This is a genomic window from Variovorax stachyos (genome assembly GCF_051400855.1).
Lineage (GTDB): Bacteria > Pseudomonadota > Gammaproteobacteria > Burkholderiales > Burkholderiaceae_C > Variovorax.
Window position 1 is genome coordinate 57,296 of record NZ_JBLFFN010000007.1, and the last position, 16,914, is coordinate 74,209.

Consider the following 16,914-nt stretch of genomic DNA (forward strand, 5'->3'; position numbering starts at 1 on the left):
CTCATTTCCACAGCATCAGGTGTTCGACCACCGGCCCGAGGGCCAGCGCCGGCACGTAGTTGAGCAAGCCGACCAGCAGCACGGTGCCGATCAGCAGCGTGACGAACAGCGGGCCGTGCGTGGGCATGGTGCCGGCCGTGACCGGCAGGCGCTTCTTGGCGGCCAGCGAGCCCGCGATGGCGAGCACCGGCACGATCACGCCGAAGCGGCCGAACCACATCGCGATGGCCAGCATCGTGTTGTAGAAGGGCGTGTTGGCCGACAGGCCGGCAAAGGCGCTGCCGTTGTTGTTGCCGGCCGAGGTGAAGGCGTAGAGGATCTCGGAAAAACCATGCGCGCCCGGGTTCGCGATGCCCGCCTTGCCCGGATCGGCGATGACGGCGACGGCCGTTCCGGCCAGCACCAGGATCGGCGTGACCAGGATCGCGATCGAGGTCAGCTTCATCTCGCGGATCTCGATCTTCTTGCCGAGGTACTCGGGCGTGCGGCCGATCATCAGCCCGGCGATGAACACCGCCAACACCGCGAAGACCAGCATGCCGTAGAGGCCGGTGCCGACGCCGCCGAACACCACCTCGCCGAGCTGCATCAGCACCAGCGGCACCATGCCGCCCAGCGGCGTGAAGGAGTCGTGCATGGCGATTACCGCGCCGCAGGACGCAGCGGTGGTGACGGCCGCGAAGAGCGCGGAGGCGTCGATGCCGAAGCGCACGTCCTTGCCTTCCATGTTGCCGCCGGCCTGCAGGGCGCTCGACGCCTGGTCGACGCCCAGCGGCGCCAGGAGCGGATTGCCGGCGTGCTCGGCCGGGACCACCGCGACCACGGCCAGCACGAACATCACCGTCATCGCCGCCAGGATGGCCCAGCCCTGCCGCGGGTCGCCGACCACGCGGCCGAAGGCGAAGCACAGCGCGGCCGGGATCAGGAAGATCGCGATCATCTGCACGACGTTGGCGAGTGCGGTCGGGTTCTCGTAGGGGTGCGCCGAGTTGGCGTTGAAGAAGCCGCCGCCGTTGGTGCCCAGCAGCTTGATCGCCTCCTGCGAGGCGACCGGGCCCATGGCCAGGGTCTGGGTGGTGGTGCTCGCGTTTTCGGTCAACGCATTGCCGGCCGCATCCTTCAGCGCCTGGCCGGCGGCATCGAGCCTGGGGTTCTGGTAGGCCGTGGCTTCCAGCGTGGCCACCGTCTTGTAGCTGTCGAAGTTCTGGATCGTTCCCTGGCCCACGAACACCATGGCGATCACGAACGAGATCGGCAGCAGCAGCCAGGCGGTGATGCGGGTCACGTCGACCCAGACGTTGCCGACGAAGCCCCTTCCGTCGGTGTTGCGGGCAGCGAAGCCGCGTGCCAGCGCGAAGGCGACCGCGACGCCGGTGGCGGCGGAGAAGAAGTTCTGCACCGCGAGCCCCAGCATCTGCGTGAGATAGCTCATGGTCGACTCGCCGGCATAGCCTTGCCAGTTGGTGTTGGAGACGAAGCTCACGGCCGTGTTGAACGCCGAGTCGGGCGACACCGCGCCCATGCCTGCAGGGTTGAGCGGCAGCAGGTGCTGCAGGCGTTGCAGGCCATAGAGAGCGAGTGCGCCGACGGCATTGAAAGCCAGCAGCGCCAGCGCATAGCCACGCCAGTGCATGGCATGCCCCGCGTCCACGCCGGCGAGCTTGTAGAGCGGCGCTTCGGCACGTTGCATCCAGCCGGGAAGCCGGCCTTCGCACAGCGCCGCGAGCCAGCAGCCGAGCGGCCAGGCGAGAAGGCCGAGCACCACGAGGTAAAGACCCAGAAGCATCCAGGCGGCGCTATTCACGGAAGTGGCCTCCGCAGTGGAATGCCTCGCCAGCGAACACCGGGGAACCGGCTTTGCCGGGCCGCTGGTGTTGCCCCCGGTGAGGGGGTGGGCGGCTACACGAAGTGAGCCAACCTGGGGGCGAGCAACATCCCCACCGGGGAACCGGCTTTGCCGGGCCGCTGGTGTTGCCCCCGGTGAGGGGGTGGGCGGCTACACGAAGTGAGCCAACCTGGGGGAGAGCTTGATTCATCAAAATTCCTCGGCGCAGATCAGAGCGAAAACCAGGTAGGCGAACAGGACCACGGCCAGCAGGCCGGCGAATCCATAGAGCACATCGAGGCTGATCACTTGGGCTCTCCCTTGGGCGCGTCGAGCCTGGCGAGGCCGATGACCGCCTGCGCCATGACGACCCACAACACCGCGATGGCGGCGATCCATACGAAATCCATCTTTCAACTCCTGCATGCGAAGCACGTGCGGGCAGTCTCGCGAGGCACGCGTAAAGATGGGGAACAGAGTCGGGTGCCGGCCGTAAAAAAGGCGTAAAGGCCGGATGCCGTGCGCATTTGCACACTCGCCGGGCTTTTGCGGCGCGGCGGGGGCCGCTTTGTGAATTCCTCGCTACCGGATCGTCCTCGGCCTGCGTACAACCGATGCTCGAACTGAAAGACGAGGACTCACATGGAAACGGAAGCCATCGCACTCATCGTGGACGAACCGATTGCCGGCCACTTCTACTGGGTGCTGCAGAAGCAGGACGGCAGCGACTGCCGCCCCATCGACGCCGCCGAGGGGCCGATGCCCACCTATGGCGCGGCCATGATGGCCGGCATCGCGGCGCTGCAGCGGCGCGCCGACGCGCGCGGCGGTGATGGCGCGCCGCAGACGATGCACTGAGGAAAGACAACTCGAATCCGGACTTTCGCGTGTTTCAGATACGCGAAAGTCATGCTCAGGTTTGTTCCTTCGTTGCACCGTCGAGCCCGGGCGTTCGCGCTTCGATAAGATGCCCTTCGCGAATCGCGCACCCTTCATCGCCCTCGATCCGGCACACTGCCCGCCCCATCCTGCGCAGCCTTCAGGCTGCGCCGAAACGAAGAGACAACACCCCATGATCCGAAAGCTGCTGACCTCCGCGGCCCTGGCACTGGCGTTCGCCGCCGTGCAGGCCCAGCCCTATCCCGCCAAGCCCGTGCGCCTGATCGTGCCCTTCCCGCCCGGCGGCGGCACCGACATCCTGTCGCGGCTGGTGGCGACCAAGCTCACCGAGGTCAGCAAATGGACCGTGGTGCCGGACAACCGGGCGGGCGCCGGCGGCACCATCGGCATCGCCGAGGCCGTGCGCGCACAGCCGACCGGCTACGACATCGTGATGGGCCAGAAGGACAACATGGTCGTCGCGCCCTGGCTGTACAAGAACCTCAGCTACGAGCCGACCAAGGACCTGACGGCCGTGGCGCACGTGGCCTATACGCCGGTGGTGATCGTCACGCGCACCGAATCGAAGTTCAAGAGCCTGAAGGACGTGGTCGATGCCGCGCGCGCGGCGCCGGACAGCGTGACCTACGGGTCGCCGGGCAACGGCACCACCATCCACCTGGCCGGCGAGATCTTCAAGAGCGCTGCCAGCATCAAGATGCGCCACGTGCCCTACAAGGGTTCCAACCCGGCCATGATGGACGTGCTGGCCGGCAACGTGGACCTGATGGTGTCCTCATTGCCATCGGCGATGGGGCAGATCAAGTCCGGCAAGCTGCGCGCCCTGGCCGTGACCTCGGCCAAGCGCAGCAGTTCGCTGCCCGATGTGCCCACCGTGGCCGAGCTGGGCTACAAGGACTTCGACGTGAGCACCTGGTACGGGCTCTTCGCGCCGGCGGGCACGCCCAAGGAGATCGTCACCACGTTGAACGCCGAGGTGAACAAGCTGCTGGCCACGCCCGAGATGAAGGCCGCGATCGTTGCGCAGGGCGCCGAGCCGCAGGGCATGACGCCGGAGCAGTTCGGCACGCTGCTGAAGACCGACTATCTGAAGTGGCGCGACATCGTGAAGGCCTCCGGCGCGGTCATTGAGTAAACCCCCAGGTTGGCTCACTTCGTGTAGCCGCCCACCCCCTTGCTGGGGGCAACACCAGCGGCCCGGCAAAGCCGGTTCCGCGGTGGGCATGTTGCTCGCCCCCAGGTTGGCTCACTTCGTGTAGCCGCCCACCCCCTACCGGGGGCAACACCAGCGGCCCGGCAAAGCCGGTTCCGCGGTGGGCATGTTGCTCGCCCCCAGGTTGGCTCACTTCGTGTAGCCGCCCACCCCCTACCGGGGGCAACACCAGCGGCCCGGCAAAGCCGGTTCCGCGGTGTTCCTGGAAGGGCGCCGGTCTAGGCGTCGCGCACATCGGCGACCGGCTTGCTGCCGAAGTCCGGGCGAGCCAGGTAGGCGAGTACCTTCGCGGCCGCCGAGGCCGGCGTGTCGAGTTGGCCCTGCGCCTTCAGCCGCTCGAAGCGCGCGCGGTCCGGGAACATGTCGGCCTCTGCCCCGCGCAGCTGCACCTGCATGTCGGTGTCGATCACGCCGGGCGCGAGGGAGACGATCTTCGCGCCGCCGCCCAGCGCCTCTTCTTCCAGCGCCACGGCGCGCGAGAAGTGGTCCATGCCGGCCTTGGCCGCGCAATAGGGGGCCTGGCTGGCCATGGCGTTGCGGCCGAGGCCGGAGGAGATGTTGAGCACCTTGCGCTCGCCGCGCCAGCCGCGGGTGGCGGCGAGAAAGGCCGAGGTGAGCAGCAGCGGCGCTTCCAGGCCGACGCGAAGCGCCTGCGACAGCTCGGCCGCGACGGCCTGCGAGAGCGGCCGGGTGCGGCCGACGGTGCCTGCGTTGTTGATCAGCGCGACGCCGTCGAAGGCCTGCCCGTCCAGGCCCTGGAGCCAGGCAGCGAGCCGGGCGGCGGCGGGCACCGGGTCGGCCAGGTCCTGCTGCCATTGCTCGAGTTCGACGCCGGCCTCGCGGGCGCGGGCGGCGAGTGCATCGTCGGCGCGGCGGGAAATGCACAGCAGGCGCTGCCCGGGCCGGGCCAGCAGCTGCTCGGCCATGGCGCGGCCCAGGCCGCGCGAGGCGCCGGTGATGATCGTGAGTTGCGAGGAATTCATGAATGATCTCGTGAAATGCGTCATCGACGGCGATATGCCGTGTGGCGTCGATCCTATAGGCGGATTGACGAAGCGCGGCGCGCCTTCTTAAAGTCAGCCAATGCCCATCCAGTACGAGCCAACGCGCGACCCGCGCCACTTCCTCGAGGGCTTTGGACTTTCAAGCCCTGCACAGCCGCCGGTGATCCGCCCTGGCGGGCAGGGCACCTTCATCCGCCGCCCGCGTGGCGACCGCGAAGGCAGCGCCGTCACCACGCGCTTCGAGGCGGCCGCGGGCCGCTGGGGCCTGATCCCGCTGTTCGCCAGGGAGCGCGAGTATCCCTACACCTTCGAGGCCCGCGGCGAAACGGCCGCGAGCGAGCGCAATTTCTATCAGCCGTGGAAGCGCGGGCACCGCTGCGTGGTGCTGGCCGATGCGCTGTACCGCCGCGGCGACACCGAAGATTCGGTGGTGCGCGTCACCCGCGCCGACGGCCAGCCGCTGGCGATGGCCGGCCTGTGGAACGGCTGGCGCGCGCCCGATGGCGAGTGCGTCGAAAGCTTCGCGCTGCTGACACTGCCCGCAGTGGAGCAGCCCGTCCAGCGCCGCGTGGTCTTCCTGCGCGAGGCCTGGCTCGACGACTGGCTGCATTGCCCTGTCGAAGAGACGACCGCCTACCTGCGCCCCTATGCGCAGGACCAGCTGGTGCGCCGCACGATGGTGCGCGATCCCTCCATCCCCATGCCCGAGCGCGCGCCCGCAGCGTGCTGACTAGCCTCCACCCGCGCGCAAGGCGGCGAGGTCGAGCACACGCACCCCGCCGTACTCGACCCGGATCGCACCCTTCGCCTGCAGCGTCCGCAGCGCCTCGTTGACGCGCTGGCGCGACAAGCCGATGAGATAGGCCAGCTCCTGTTGGGTGATGCGCAGCAGCTCCCCCACGCCGGGGAAGAGCACCGGGTTGAACAGCGCCGCCAGGTTGCGCGCGACCCGCGCATCGGGGTTGTTGAGGCGGTCGGCCTCGCGTGCGGCAATGAACTGGCCGAGCCGCTCGTTAAGCTGGTTCATCACGAAGCGGTTGAAGCCGATCGAATGGTCCAGCAGCCAGTGGAAGTCGTCCACCGGCAGGCCTGCCACCACGCTGCGGCGAAGGGCCTGGATGTTGTAGCGATAGGGCTCGCGCTTGAGCGCCGTGCCCTCGCCGAACCACCCGCCGGGCGGCAGGCCGCTGTAGGTCATCGAGGTGCCATCGGCGTTGTCGTTGCTCATCTTGAGCAGGCCTTCGACAACGCCGAACCAGAACGTGGGCGGACGGCCGATGCGGCAGACCAGGTCGCCGGACTGGGCGTCGCCCACCACCACGGCGGCCTCGGCGCGGCGGCGTTCCGCGGGCGTGAGGGTGTGAAGCCAGGGAATGTTCTTCAGCTCTTCCGGCGTGGCCGGCCGCACGCGCTCGCGCAAGGAAGAGGCGCCGTTCGAAGTGCCGCGAGTCATCGGGAAACTCCGGGGAGTAGTGTCCCTAGGATTGTCGTTGAAACGACAAGCTGGCGACAAGCGCGGTTCTAAAGTCCGCCCATCGTGCAAACCACCGACAACACCTTTCCCCGCCTGTTGCTGGCCCATGCGCAGCGCCAGCCCGACGCGCCGGCCGTGCGCGAGAAGGACCTCGGCATCTGGCAAACCTGGAGCTGGTCGGACGTGGCCCGCGAAGTGCGCGAGATCGCCTGCGGGCTTGCCAGCCTCGGCTTCAAGCCGGGCGACAACCTCGCGATCGTCGGCGCCAACCGCCCGCACCTGTACATGGCGGTGCTGGCGGCGCAGAGCCTGCGCGGCGTGCCGGTGCCGCTCTACCAGGACGCGGTGGCGGGCGAGATGGTCTTCATGCTGGAGGATGCCGCGATCGACTTCGTGATCGCCGAGGACCAGGAGCAGGTCGACAAGCTGCTGGAATGCCGCGAGCTGATGGCGGCCCAGGGCAAGCAGGGGCTGCGCCACATCGTGTACGACGACCCGCGTGGGCTGCGGCACTACGCGCAGCCGGGGCTGCTCGGCTACGAGCGCCTGCGGGAGCTGGGCCGCGCCTTCGACAGCGCGCAGCCCGCCTTCTTCGAGCAGAGCCTGAACAGCGTCGAGCCCGGCGATGTCGCGGTGATCCTCTACACCTCCGGCACCACCGGCCGGCCCAAGGGCGTGTGCCAGACGCATGCCAGCTTCATCGCGGCAGGCCGCGGCGGCGTCGAGAGCGACAAGCTCGGCCCCGGCGACAACGTCATGAGCTACCTGCCGATGGCCTGGGTCGGCGACCACCTGTTCTCGGTGGCGCAATGGATGGTGGGCGGCTTCACGCTCAACTGCCCCGAGTCCTCGGCCACGGTGATGAACGACATGCGCGAGATCGGGCCCAGCTACTACTTCGGCCCGCCGCGCACCTTCGAGGGCCTGCTGACGGCGGTGTCGATCCGCATGGAAGACGCTGCGGCGCCCAAGCGCTGGCTCTACGCCAGGTTCATGGCGCTGGCGCAGCGCGTGGGTGCCGACATCCTGAACGGTGCGAAGGTGGGGCTGGGCGACCGGCTGCTCTACCGGCTGGGCGACCTGCTGATCTACGGACCGCTGCGCAATGTGCTGGGCATGAGCCGCATCCGCGTGGCCTACACCGCGGGCGCGGCGATCGGGCCCGACCTGTTCCGCTTCTACCGCTCGATCGGCGTCAACCTCAAGCAGTTCTATGGCCAGACCGAGACCTGCGCCTATGTCTGCCTGCAGCAGGACGGCAAGGTCAAGCTGCAGACCGTGGGCAGCGCGGCGCCCGGCATCGAGCTGCGCATTGCACCGGACGGCGAGGTGCTGGTGCGAGGCGTCTCGGTGCTGAAGGAGTACTACAAGCGGCCCGACGCAACCGCCGAGGTGCTCGATGCCGAGGGCTATTTCCACACCGGCGATGCCGGCGTGATCGACGCCGAGGGGCATCTGCGCATCATCGACCGCGCCAAGGACGTGGGCAAGCTCTCGAGCGGCGCGATCTTCGCGCCCAACTACATCGAGAACAAGCTCAAGTTCTTCCCGCAGATCAAGGAAGCGGTGTGCTTCGGCAACGGGCGCGAGGAGGTCTGCGCCGCCATCAACATCGACTACGAGGCGGTGGGCAACTGGGCCGAGCGCCGCGGCCTCCCCTACGGCGGCTACGTGGACCTGGCCGGCAAGCCCGAGGTGCTGCAGCTGGTTGCCGAATGCGTCGAGAAGGTGAACGCCGACCTGGCGATCGAGGAAGGCATGGGCGACACGCAGATCGCACGCTTCCTGGTGCTGCACAAGGAGCTGGATCCCGACGACGACGAGCTCACCCGCACGCGCAAGGTGCGGCGCGGCTTCATCGCCGACAAGTACCGCGTGCTGGTCGATGCGCTCTACGGCGGCAAGACCGAGCAGTACATCGAGACGCAGGTCAAGTTCGAGGATGGGCGCACGGGCGTGGTGAACGCCACGCTGAAGATCGTCGAAGCCAAGCGCTTCCCACCGTTGAAGGCCGCGGCATGAACGCGCAGAACAGCGCCGAGACCGCCGTGCTTGCCAGCGCCACCGGCGCCGGCCGGCGCATCGGCGAGGTCATCCTCGACGTGCAGAACATCTCGCTGTCCTTCGGCGGCGTGAAGGCGCTGACCGACATCAGCTTCGACGTGCGCGAGCACGAGGTGCGGGCCATCATCGGCCCCAACGGGGCGGGCAAGAGCTCGATGCTCAACTGCATCAACGGCGTCTACCAGCCGCAGCAGGGTTCCATCACCTTCCGCGGGCAGCATTTCAGGCACATGAACTCGCGCCAGGTCGCCGAGATGGGCGTGGCGCGCACCTTCCAGAATCTGGCGCTGTTCAAGGGCATGAGCGTGCTCGACAACATCATGACGGGCCGCAACCTCAAGATGAAGAGCGGCCTGCTCGCGCAGGCGCTGCGCTGGGGCCCGGCCGAGCGCGAGGAGATCGCGAACCGCGAGTTCGTCGAACGCATCATCGACTTCCTGGAGATCCAGCTGCACCGCAAGACGCCCGTGGGGCGCCTGCCCTACGGCCTGCAGAAGCGCGTCGACCTCGGCCGCGCGCTGGCGATGGAGCCGCAGGTGCTGCTGCTGGACGAGCCCATGGCCGGCATGAACGTGGAGGAGAAGCAGGACATGAGCCGCTTCATCCTCGACGTGAACGACGAGTTCGGCACCACCATCGTGCTGATCGAGCACGACATGGGCGTGGTGATGGACATCTCGGACCGCGTGGTGGTGCTCGACTACGGCAAGAAGATCGGCGACGGCACGCCGGACGACGTGCGCAACAACGAGGACGTGATCCGGGCTTACCTCGGAACGGAACACTGATGGGCTTTTTCATCGAAACCCTGTTCGGCGGCCTGATGGTCGGCATGCTGTATTCGCTGATCGCGATCGGCTTCGTGCTGATCTACAAGGCCTCCGGCGTCTTCAACTTCGCGCAGGGCGCGATGGTGCTGTTCGCGGCACTGGCGATGGCGCGCTTCGCGGAATGGTTCCCGCGCTGGCTGGGCTTCGAGAGCCAGGTGCTCGCCAACCTGCTGGCCTTCGTCGCCGCGATGGCGGTGATGATCGTGGTGGCCTGGCTGATCGAGCGGCTGGCGCTCAGCCGGCTGGTCAACCAGGAAGGCATCACGCTGCTGATGGCCACGCTGGGCATCGCCTACTTCCTGGACGGGCTGGGCCAGACCCTGTTCGGCAACGACATCTACAAGATCGACGTCGGCATGCCCAAGGAGCCGTTGATGGTGCTGGAGAGCACCTTCCCGGGCGGCCTGCTGCTGAGCCAGGAAGACCTGATCGCCGCGGGCGTTGCCGCCGCGCTGGTGGCGGTGCTGGCGCTGTTCTTCCAGAAGACCGCCACCGGGCGTGCCCTGCGCGCGGTCGCCGACGACCACCAGGCCGCGCAGTCCATCGGCATTCCGCTCAACCGCATCTGGGTCATCGTGTGGTCGGTGGCCGGGTTCGCGGCGCTGGTGGCCGGGATCATCTGGGGCTCGAAGCTGGGCGTGCAGTTCTCGCTCTCGCTGGTGGCGCTGAAGGCGCTGCCGGTGGTGATCCTGGGCGGACTGACCTCGGTGCCGGGCGCGATCATCGGCGGGCTGCTGATCGGCATGGGCGAGAAGCTGTCGGAAATCTATTTGGGGCCGATGCTGGGAGGCGGCATCGAGATCTGGTTTGCCTACGTGCTGGCACTCGTCTTCCTCCTCGTGCGGCCTCAAGGCCTCTTCGGCGAAAAGATCATCGATCGGGTCTAAGACATGAACCCCCACGCTCATCACTTCGTGTATCGCTGCCCCCCGAGGGGGCTCTCAACGCCCTTCGGGCGGCCGGGCGGGCGTTGACATGCTCTACAGAGAAAACGGCCAGTTCAAAACCAGCTACCGCGCGGACCAGCAGGTCTTCCCGATCCTGCAGGACCGGGTCTTCATGCTGGCGCTGCTGGCGGTAGCCTTCGCAGTGGTGCCGCTGCTCGCGTCGGAGTACTTCTTCCGCGCGATCCTGATCCCCTTCCTGATCCTCTCGCTGGCGGCGCTGGGCCTCAACATCCTGGTGGGCTACTGCGGCCAGATCTCGCTGGGCACCGGCGCCTTCATGGCGGTGGGCGCCTACGCCGCCTACAACTTCCACGTGCGCATCGACGGCATGCCGCTGATCGCCTCGCTGCTGCTGGGCGGGCTGTGCGCGACCGTCGTGGGCGTGCTCTTCGGCATTCCCAGCCTGCGCATCAAGGGGCTCTACCTGGCGGTGGCGACGCTGGCCGCGCAGTTCTTCCTCGACTGGGCCTTTCTGCGCATCAACTGGCTGACCAACAACTCGGCGTCGGGCTCGGTCAGCGTGGCGGGGCTCAACGTGTTCGGGCTGCCGGTCGAGTCGGCGGTGCAGAAGTACCTGCTGTGCCTCACGCTGCTGGTGCTGTTCGCGATCCTGGCCAAGAATCTGGTTCGCAGCGCCATCGGGCGCGAGTGGATGGCGATACGCGACATGGACGTGGCCGCGGCGGTGATCGGCATCCGCCCCGTGTACGCCAAGCTGACGGCCTTCGCGGTGAGCTCCTTCATCGTCGGCGTGGCCGGTGCGCTGTGGGGCTTCGTGCACCTGAGCACCTGGGAGCCAGCGGCCTTCAACATCGACCGCTCCTTCCAGCTGCTCTTCATGGTGATCATCGGCGGCCTGGGCTCGATCATGGGCAGCTTCTTCGGCGCGGCCTTCATCGTGCTGCTGCCGATCGTGCTGACCCAGATCCCGGGCTGGTTCGGCGTGTCGATGTCGACCGCGCTGGCCTCGCACCTCGAGTTCATGATCTTCGGCGCGCTGATCGTGTTCTTCCTGATCGTGGAGCCGCACGGGCTTGCGCGGCTGTGGTCCACGGCCAAGGAAAAGCTGCGCCTCTGGCCCTTCCCGCATTGATTCCAACCGGCACCAACGTACCTTTCCAAAGGAGACAACCATGAAGCTGAAGTCACTCGCACTCGCCGTTGCAACGGTCTCGGCGCTCGCGGGCGCGGTCCCGGCCTTCGCGCAGGCCAAGGAGCAGTTCTTCCCGCTGCTGGTCTACCGCACCGGGCCCTACGCACCCAACGGCACGCCCTGGGCCAACGGCAAGCAGGACTACATCAAGCTCATCAACGCGACCGGCGGCATCAACGGCGTGAAGATCAGCTACGAGGAATGCGAGACCGGCTACGCCACGGACAAGGGCGTGGAGTGCTACGAGCGCCTGAAGGACAGGGGCGCCACGCTGATCGATCCGCAGGCCACCGGCATCACCTTCGCGCTCACCGACAAGGCGCCGGTCGACAAGATCCCGCTCATCACCCTGGGCTACGGCCTCTCGGCCTCGCAGGACGGCAGCGTGTTCAAGTGGAACTTCCCGCTGATGGGCAGCTACTGGACCGCAGCCGACATCCTGATCCAGCACATCGCGAAGAAGGAAGGCGGCCCGGACAAGCTCAAGGGCAAGAAGATCGCGCTGGTCTACCACGACTCGCCCTTCGGCAAGGAGCCGATCCCGCTGCTGCAGGAGCGCGCGAAGATGAACGGCTACGAGCTCTCGCTGATCCCCGTGGCCGCGCCCGGCATCGAGCAGAAGTCGGCCTGGCTGCAGGTGCGCCAGTCGCGGCCCGACTACGTACTGCTGTGGGGCTGGGGCGTCATGAACTCGACGGCGCTCAAGGAAGCCGTGGCCACCGGCTATCCGCGCGAGAAGATGTATGGCGTGTGGTGGGCCGGCGCCGAGCCGGACGTGAAGGACGTGGGCGCCTCGGCCAAGGGCTACAACGCGCTGGCGCTCAACACATCGGGCACGGAGCCCAAGGTGATCCAGGACATCCTGAAGACCGTGCATGACAAGGGCCAGGGCACGGGCCCGCGCGATGAGGTCGGCTCGGTGCTCTACACGCGCGGCCTCATCATCCAGATGCTGGGCGTGGAGGCGGTGCGCCGCGCGCAGGAGCGCTTCGGCAAGGGCAAGGTCATGACCGGCGAGCAGGTGCGCTGGGGGCTCGAAAACCTCGCGCTCGACCAGAAGAAGCTCGACGCGCTCGGCTTCTCGGGCGTGCTGCGGCCGATCAGCACCTCCTGCCAGGACCACATGGGCTCGACCTGGGCGCGCGTCCATACCTGGGACGGCAGCAAGTGGGGGAACATGTCGGAGTGGTACCAGGCGGACGAGCAGATCATCAAGCCGATGGTCAAGGCCGCGGGCGAGAAGTACGCGGCGGAAAAGAAGCTGCCCAAGCGCGACGCTTCGGACTGCGCGGCTTGATCCACCCGGGCCTTCGCGACGCGACCTCGAGATACCAACGTTGACTCTTCCAGCATGAGCACGTCCAACACCCTCCTCAACGTCAACGGCATCGAGGTCATCTACAACCACGTGATCCTGGTGCTCAAGGGCGTGTCGCTGAAGGTCCCGGAAGGCGGCATCGTGGCGCTGCTCGGGGGCAACGGTGCGGGCAAGACCACCACGCTGCGCGCGGTGTCGAACCTCCTGGCCGGCGAGCGCGGGGCGGTGACCAAGGGCACGATCGAGCTGCGCGGCGAACGCATCGAGGCGCTGTCGCCGGCCGAGCTGGTCAAGCGCGGGCTGATCCAGGTGATGGAGGGCCGCCACTGCTTCGCGCACCTCACCATCGAGGACAACCTGATGACCGGCGCCTACACCCGCACCGACGGCAAGGCCGCGGTGGCGCAGACGCTGGAGAAGGTCTATGCCTACTTCCCGCGCCTGAAGACCCGGCGCGGCTCGCAGGCTGCCTACACGTCGGGCGGTGAGCAGCAGATGTGCGCCATCGGCCGCGCGCTGATGGCCAACCCGAGCATGGTGCTGCTCGACGAGCCCTCGATGGGCCTGGCGCCGCAGATCGTGGACGAGGTCTTCGGCATCGTGAAGGACCTGAACCAGAAGGAGCACGTGACCTTCCTGCTGGCCGAGCAGAACACCAACATGGCGCTGCGCTATGCCGACTACGGCTACATCCTGGAGAACGGCCGCATCGTGATGGACGGCGAGGCGAAGAGCCTGCGCGAGAACGAAGACGTTAAGGAGTTCTACCTGGGCGTCGGTGGCGCCGACCGCAAGAGCTTCCGCGACGTGAAGAGCTACAAGCGAAGGAAGCGGTGGCTGGCGTAACGGCTCGCCCCCAGGTTGGCGCCTGATCCAGGACAACGGCTATGAACGACTACTACGATGCGCTTGAAGTGCGCGACCCGGCGGAGCGCGAGCAGGACCTGCTCGCGGCGTTGCCCAGGCAGATCGCCCAGGCCCAGACTGCCGCGCCTGCCTTCGCGCAGATCCTCGACGGCGTGAAGCCCGCCGACATCGCCAGCCGCGAGGCGCTGGCGCGGCTGCCGGTCACGCGCAAGTCCGAGCTGCTGGAGCGGCAGAAGGCCGGGCGCGCGCGCGACCCCTTCGGCGGCTTCTCTGCCATCCCTTTCGGGCCGCGCATGCTGCGCGTGTTCGCGAGTCCCGGGACCATCTACGAGCCCGAAGGCGAGGCGCGCGACTACTGGCGCACGGCCCGCGCGCTGCATGCCGCGGGCTTTCGCAGCGGCGAGCTGGTGCACAACGCCTTCAGCTACCACATGACGCCGGCCGGCGCGATCATGGAAAGCGGCGCGCGCGCCCTGGGCTGCACGGTGTTCGCCGGCGGCACCGGCCAGACCGAGCAGCAGGTGGACGCGATCGCCGAGCTCAAGCCCGCGGGCTACACCGGCACGCCGAGCTTCCTGAAGATCCTGCTGGAGAAGGCGGCCGAGCGCGCGATCGCCCTGCCCTCGCTGACCAAGGCCCTCGTCTCCGGCGAAGCCTTCCCGCCCAGCCTGCGCGACTGGATTGCGGAGCGCGGCGTGGCCGGCACGCAGTGCTACGCGACGGCGGACCTGGGCCTGATCGCCTACGAGACGGCCGCACGCGAAGGGCTGGTGCTCGACGAAGGCGTGATCGTGGAGATCGTGCGCCCCGGCACCGGCGACCCGGTGCCCGACGGCGAGGTGGGCGAGATCGTGGTCACCACGCTGAACCCCGACTACCCGCTGATCCGCTTCGGCACCGGCGATCTTTCGGCCGTGCTGCCGGGCGCCTGCCCGACCGGGCGCACCAACACCCGCATCAAGGGGTGGCTCGGCCGTGCCGACCAGACCACCAAGGTGCGCGGCATGTTCGTGCACCCGGGCCAGGTGGCCGAGATCGCGCGGCGCTTCCCGGAGGTGCAGCGCGCGCGGCTGGTAGTCGAGGGCGAGATGGGCGAAGACCGCATGACGCTGCGGCTCGAATGCGCCTCCGAGCCCGAAGGCCTGGCCGGGCGCGTGGCCGAGGCGGTGCGCGAAGTCACCAAGCTGCGCGGCGAGGTCGAGCTGATGGAGCCGGGCAGCCTGCCCAACGACGGCAAGGTGATCGAGGACGCGCGCAGCTACCGGTAGCGAGCCGCCCTCAGGCGTGCGCGTGGACGCCCGCGAAGGCTTCGAGCATCACGCGGGTGAAAGCCGGCAGGTCGGCGGGCTTGCGGCTGGTGATCAGCGGGCCGTCGGCCACGACTTCCAGGTCGACCCACTTGGCACCGGCATTCTTCAGGTCCGTGCGCAGGGAGGGCCAGGAGGTCATCGTGCGGCCCTTGACCGCATCCGCCTCGATCAGGGTCCAGGGGCCGTGGCAGATCGCGGCGATCGGCTTGCCGGCCTTGACGAAGTCGCGCACGAAGGCCACGGCCTGTTCGTTGATGCGCAACGCGTCGGGGCTCACGACCCCGCCCGGCAGCACCAGGGCATCGTATTCGTGGGCGGCGGCCTGCTGTAGCGGGACATCGACATCGAAGCGGTCGGCCGGCGTGTGATGCTTCCAGCCGCGGACGCCGCCTTGGCTCGGCGACACCAGGCTGGTGTCCGCGCCCGCAGTGTCCAGCACACGGCGCGGCTCGATCATCTCGGATTGCTCGAAGCCGTCCGCCACGAGGATGGCAACCTTCATGCCCTCAAGCTGGCGTTTGATCATGGAAAGTCCTTTCGTTTCGGGGCCTTCACGCTAAGGCGCCGCGGGCACCGTCGGATCGGCGTGCGTCGGCTCACCATGTCGGACAAGTCGCCTTCACCGGCATGGAGCTTGCGTCGAACTGCACCCTCTTACGATCGCCACCATGACCCACGCCTTCTTCCAGCCTCCCGCGACATCCCGTTACGCGCTGCGCAAGCTGAGCGCGCCGCGCTGCCTGCTGCCCGAGGACTTTGCAGGCAGCGGCTCGGACCCGGACCTGGCCGCCATCGACCTGCTGGTGGACCAGGGCCGCGTCGCCGCCATCGAGCCGGCCGGCACGCTGCCCGCGGAGCTCGGCCCCGACCTCGACGCCTCGATGGTGCTGCCAGGCCTGCTCGACTGCCACGCCCACCTGGACAAGGGCCACATCTTGCCGCGCCAGGCCAACCCCACCGGCGACGGCGCGGGCGCCTCGATGGCCACGCAGCGCGACCGGCAGGCCCGCTGGCATGCCGAGGACGTGCGCCGGCGCATGGAGTTCGGCCTGGCGACCGCGTACGCGAAAGGCGTGGTGGCGATCCGTACGCATCTCGACTCGCTGGCGCCGCAGGCCGCGATCTCCTTTCCGGTGTTTCGCGAAGTGCGCGAGCGCTGGGCCGGACGTGTCGCGCTGCAGGTGTCCTCGATCGCGCCGCTCGACATCTTCCTCACGGACGAAGGCCGGCAGCTAGCGGACATCGTGGCCGAGAGCGGCGGCCGGCTCGGCTGCGTGACGCGCTCCACGCGCCATCCTGGCGACGCGATGCCGCCCGACCTGGACGACGCGCTGGCGCGCGTGTTCCAGCTCGCGGCCGAACGCGGGCTGGATCTCGACCTGCATGTGGACGAATCGACCGATCCGCGCGCCCGCGCGCTGATCCGCGTCGCACGCACCGCGGTCGCGCAGGACTTCAACGGGCGCATCCTCTGCGGCCACTGCACCGCCCTGGCACTGCAGAGCGACGAGTTCATCGAGGAGACGATCGTGGCCTGCAAGGATGTGGGCATCGACATCGTGAGCCTGCCCACCGTCAACATGTACCTGCAGGACCGCAGCCCCGCAGGGCGCACGCCGCGCTGGCGCGGCGTCACGGTGCTGCACGAGATGAAGGCGCGCGGCCTGCGGGTGGCGGTGGCCGGCGACAACTGCCGCGATCCCTTCTACGCCTACGGCGACCACGACATGCTGGACACCTTCACCCAGGCCGTGAAGATCCTGCACCTGGACCATCCGCTGGGCGACTGGATCCGCGCGGCCAGCGAAACGCCGGCGGCCATCATGGGACTGGACCTCGGCGTGCTGAAGCCCGGCATGGCGGCCGACCTGCTGGTGCTCAAGGCGCGCAACTATTCGGAAATGCTCTCGCGCACGCAATTCGACCGCACCGTGCTGCGCGCCGGCCGTGCAATCGACACCACGCTGCCGGATTACCGCCTGCTGGACGACCTGATGCACGCCTGAGCC

The 16,914-nt window shown here is 68.1% G+C and carries 16 protein-coding genes; 11 read left to right on the plus strand and 5 right to left on the minus strand.

The window, feature by feature from the left end:
* Nucleotide 1: 1 nt before the first annotated feature.
* A complete protein-coding gene (kdpA, locus tag ACMGEZ_RS14590; RefSeq protein ID WP_436823278.1) occupies nucleotides 2-1,786 on the minus strand; it encodes a potassium-transporting ATPase subunit KdpA in 1,785 nt (594 codons plus the stop codon).
* A gap of 249 nt (nucleotides 1,787-2,035) precedes the next feature.
* Nucleotides 2,036-2,134 carry a potassium-transporting ATPase subunit F gene (locus ACMGEZ_RS14595; RefSeq protein ID WP_162578354.1) on the minus strand — a complete coding sequence of 33 codons (99 nt, stop codon included), beginning with the start codon at nucleotides 2,132-2,134 and terminating at the stop codon, nucleotides 2,036-2,038.
* 333 nt (nucleotides 2,135-2,467) lie between these two features.
* Between ACMGEZ_RS14595 and ACMGEZ_RS14600 the strand changes: the two genes are divergently transcribed.
* Nucleotides 2,468-2,683, plus strand: coding sequence for a hypothetical protein (locus ACMGEZ_RS14600; RefSeq protein ID WP_436823003.1), 216 nt, complete (start codon nucleotides 2,468-2,470; stop codon nucleotides 2,681-2,683).
* A gap of 214 nt (nucleotides 2,684-2,897) precedes the next feature.
* Nucleotides 2,898-3,860, plus strand: a complete 963-nt coding sequence (locus tag ACMGEZ_RS14605) for a Bug family tripartite tricarboxylate transporter substrate binding protein (protein WP_436823004.1) — start codon at nucleotides 2,898-2,900, stop codon at nucleotides 3,858-3,860.
* Nucleotides 3,861-4,156: 296 nt separating this feature from the next.
* Here the strand turns inward: ACMGEZ_RS14605 and ACMGEZ_RS14610 are convergent, their stop codons facing one another.
* On the minus strand, nucleotides 4,157-4,921 hold the full coding sequence (locus tag ACMGEZ_RS14610) for an SDR family NAD(P)-dependent oxidoreductase (protein WP_436823005.1): 765 nt from the start codon (nucleotides 4,919-4,921) through the stop codon (nucleotides 4,157-4,159).
* Between the two features lie 100 nt (nucleotides 4,922-5,021).
* Here ACMGEZ_RS14610 and ACMGEZ_RS14615 point away from each other — a divergent pair, with 100 nt between their 5' ends.
* The gene (locus ACMGEZ_RS14615; protein ID WP_436823006.1) at nucleotides 5,022-5,672 is read left to right on the plus strand and encodes an SOS response-associated peptidase family protein; all 651 of its coding nucleotides are present in this window, start codon (nucleotides 5,022-5,024) and stop codon (nucleotides 5,670-5,672) included.
* Here ACMGEZ_RS14615 and ACMGEZ_RS14620 read toward each other — a convergent pair whose 3' ends face one another.
* The gene (locus tag ACMGEZ_RS14620) at nucleotides 5,673-6,395 is read right to left on the minus strand and encodes a Crp/Fnr family transcriptional regulator (RefSeq protein WP_436823007.1); all 723 of its coding nucleotides are present in this window, start codon (nucleotides 6,393-6,395) and stop codon (nucleotides 5,673-5,675) included.
* Nucleotides 6,396-6,479: 84 nt separating this feature from the next.
* Here ACMGEZ_RS14620 and ACMGEZ_RS14625 point away from each other — a divergent pair, with 84 nt between their 5' ends.
* The 7 genes from ACMGEZ_RS14625 (at nucleotide 6,480) to ACMGEZ_RS14655 (ending at nucleotide 14,863) form a co-directional block, all read left to right on the plus strand.
* The gene (locus ACMGEZ_RS14625) at nucleotides 6,480-8,438 is read left to right on the plus strand and encodes an AMP-dependent synthetase/ligase (protein ID WP_436823008.1); all 1,959 of its coding nucleotides are present in this window, start codon (nucleotides 6,480-6,482) and stop codon (nucleotides 8,436-8,438) included.
* Nucleotides 8,435-9,268 carry an ABC transporter ATP-binding protein gene (locus tag ACMGEZ_RS14630; RefSeq protein ID WP_436823009.1) on the plus strand — a complete coding sequence of 278 codons (834 nt, stop codon included), beginning with the start codon at nucleotides 8,435-8,437 and terminating at the stop codon, nucleotides 9,266-9,268. Before ACMGEZ_RS14625 ends, ACMGEZ_RS14630 begins: the two co-directional genes overlap by 4 nt.
* On the plus strand, nucleotides 9,268-10,197 hold the full coding sequence (locus ACMGEZ_RS14635) for a branched-chain amino acid ABC transporter permease (protein ID WP_436823010.1): 930 nt from the start codon (nucleotides 9,268-9,270) through the stop codon (nucleotides 10,195-10,197). The genes ACMGEZ_RS14630 and ACMGEZ_RS14635 overlap by 1 nt, the downstream gene beginning before the upstream one ends.
* 88 nt (nucleotides 10,198-10,285) lie before the next feature.
* The gene (locus ACMGEZ_RS14640; protein ID WP_436823011.1) at nucleotides 10,286-11,350 is read left to right on the plus strand and encodes a branched-chain amino acid ABC transporter permease; all 1,065 of its coding nucleotides are present in this window, start codon (nucleotides 10,286-10,288) and stop codon (nucleotides 11,348-11,350) included.
* A 40-nt stretch (nucleotides 11,351-11,390) separates the two neighbouring features.
* Nucleotides 11,391-12,707, plus strand: a complete 1,317-nt coding sequence (locus ACMGEZ_RS14645; RefSeq protein ID WP_436823012.1) for an ABC transporter substrate-binding protein — start codon at nucleotides 11,391-11,393, stop codon at nucleotides 12,705-12,707.
* A gap of 54 nt (nucleotides 12,708-12,761) precedes the next feature.
* Nucleotides 12,762-13,574 carry an ABC transporter ATP-binding protein gene (locus ACMGEZ_RS14650; RefSeq protein ID WP_436823013.1) on the plus strand — a complete coding sequence of 271 codons (813 nt, stop codon included), beginning with the start codon at nucleotides 12,762-12,764 and terminating at the stop codon, nucleotides 13,572-13,574.
* A 41-nt stretch (nucleotides 13,575-13,615) separates the two neighbouring features.
* Nucleotides 13,616-14,863, plus strand: a complete 1,248-nt coding sequence (locus ACMGEZ_RS14655) for a phenylacetate--CoA ligase family protein (protein ID WP_436823014.1) — start codon at nucleotides 13,616-13,618, stop codon at nucleotides 14,861-14,863.
* A 10-nt stretch (nucleotides 14,864-14,873) separates the two neighbouring features.
* On the opposite strand, the gene ACMGEZ_RS14660 is transcribed toward ACMGEZ_RS14655, so the two are convergent.
* Nucleotides 14,874-15,431: a type 1 glutamine amidotransferase domain-containing protein gene (locus ACMGEZ_RS14660; protein WP_436823015.1), complete on the minus strand. Its 558-nt coding sequence runs from the start codon at nucleotides 15,429-15,431 to the stop codon at nucleotides 14,874-14,876.
* A 142-nt stretch (nucleotides 15,432-15,573) separates the two neighbouring features.
* Here ACMGEZ_RS14660 and ACMGEZ_RS14665 point away from each other — a divergent pair, with 142 nt between their 5' ends.
* Nucleotides 15,574-16,911 carry a cytosine deaminase gene (locus tag ACMGEZ_RS14665; RefSeq protein WP_436823016.1) on the plus strand — a complete coding sequence of 446 codons (1,338 nt, stop codon included), beginning with the start codon at nucleotides 15,574-15,576 and terminating at the stop codon, nucleotides 16,909-16,911.
* Nucleotides 16,912-16,914: the final 3 nt, after the last annotated feature.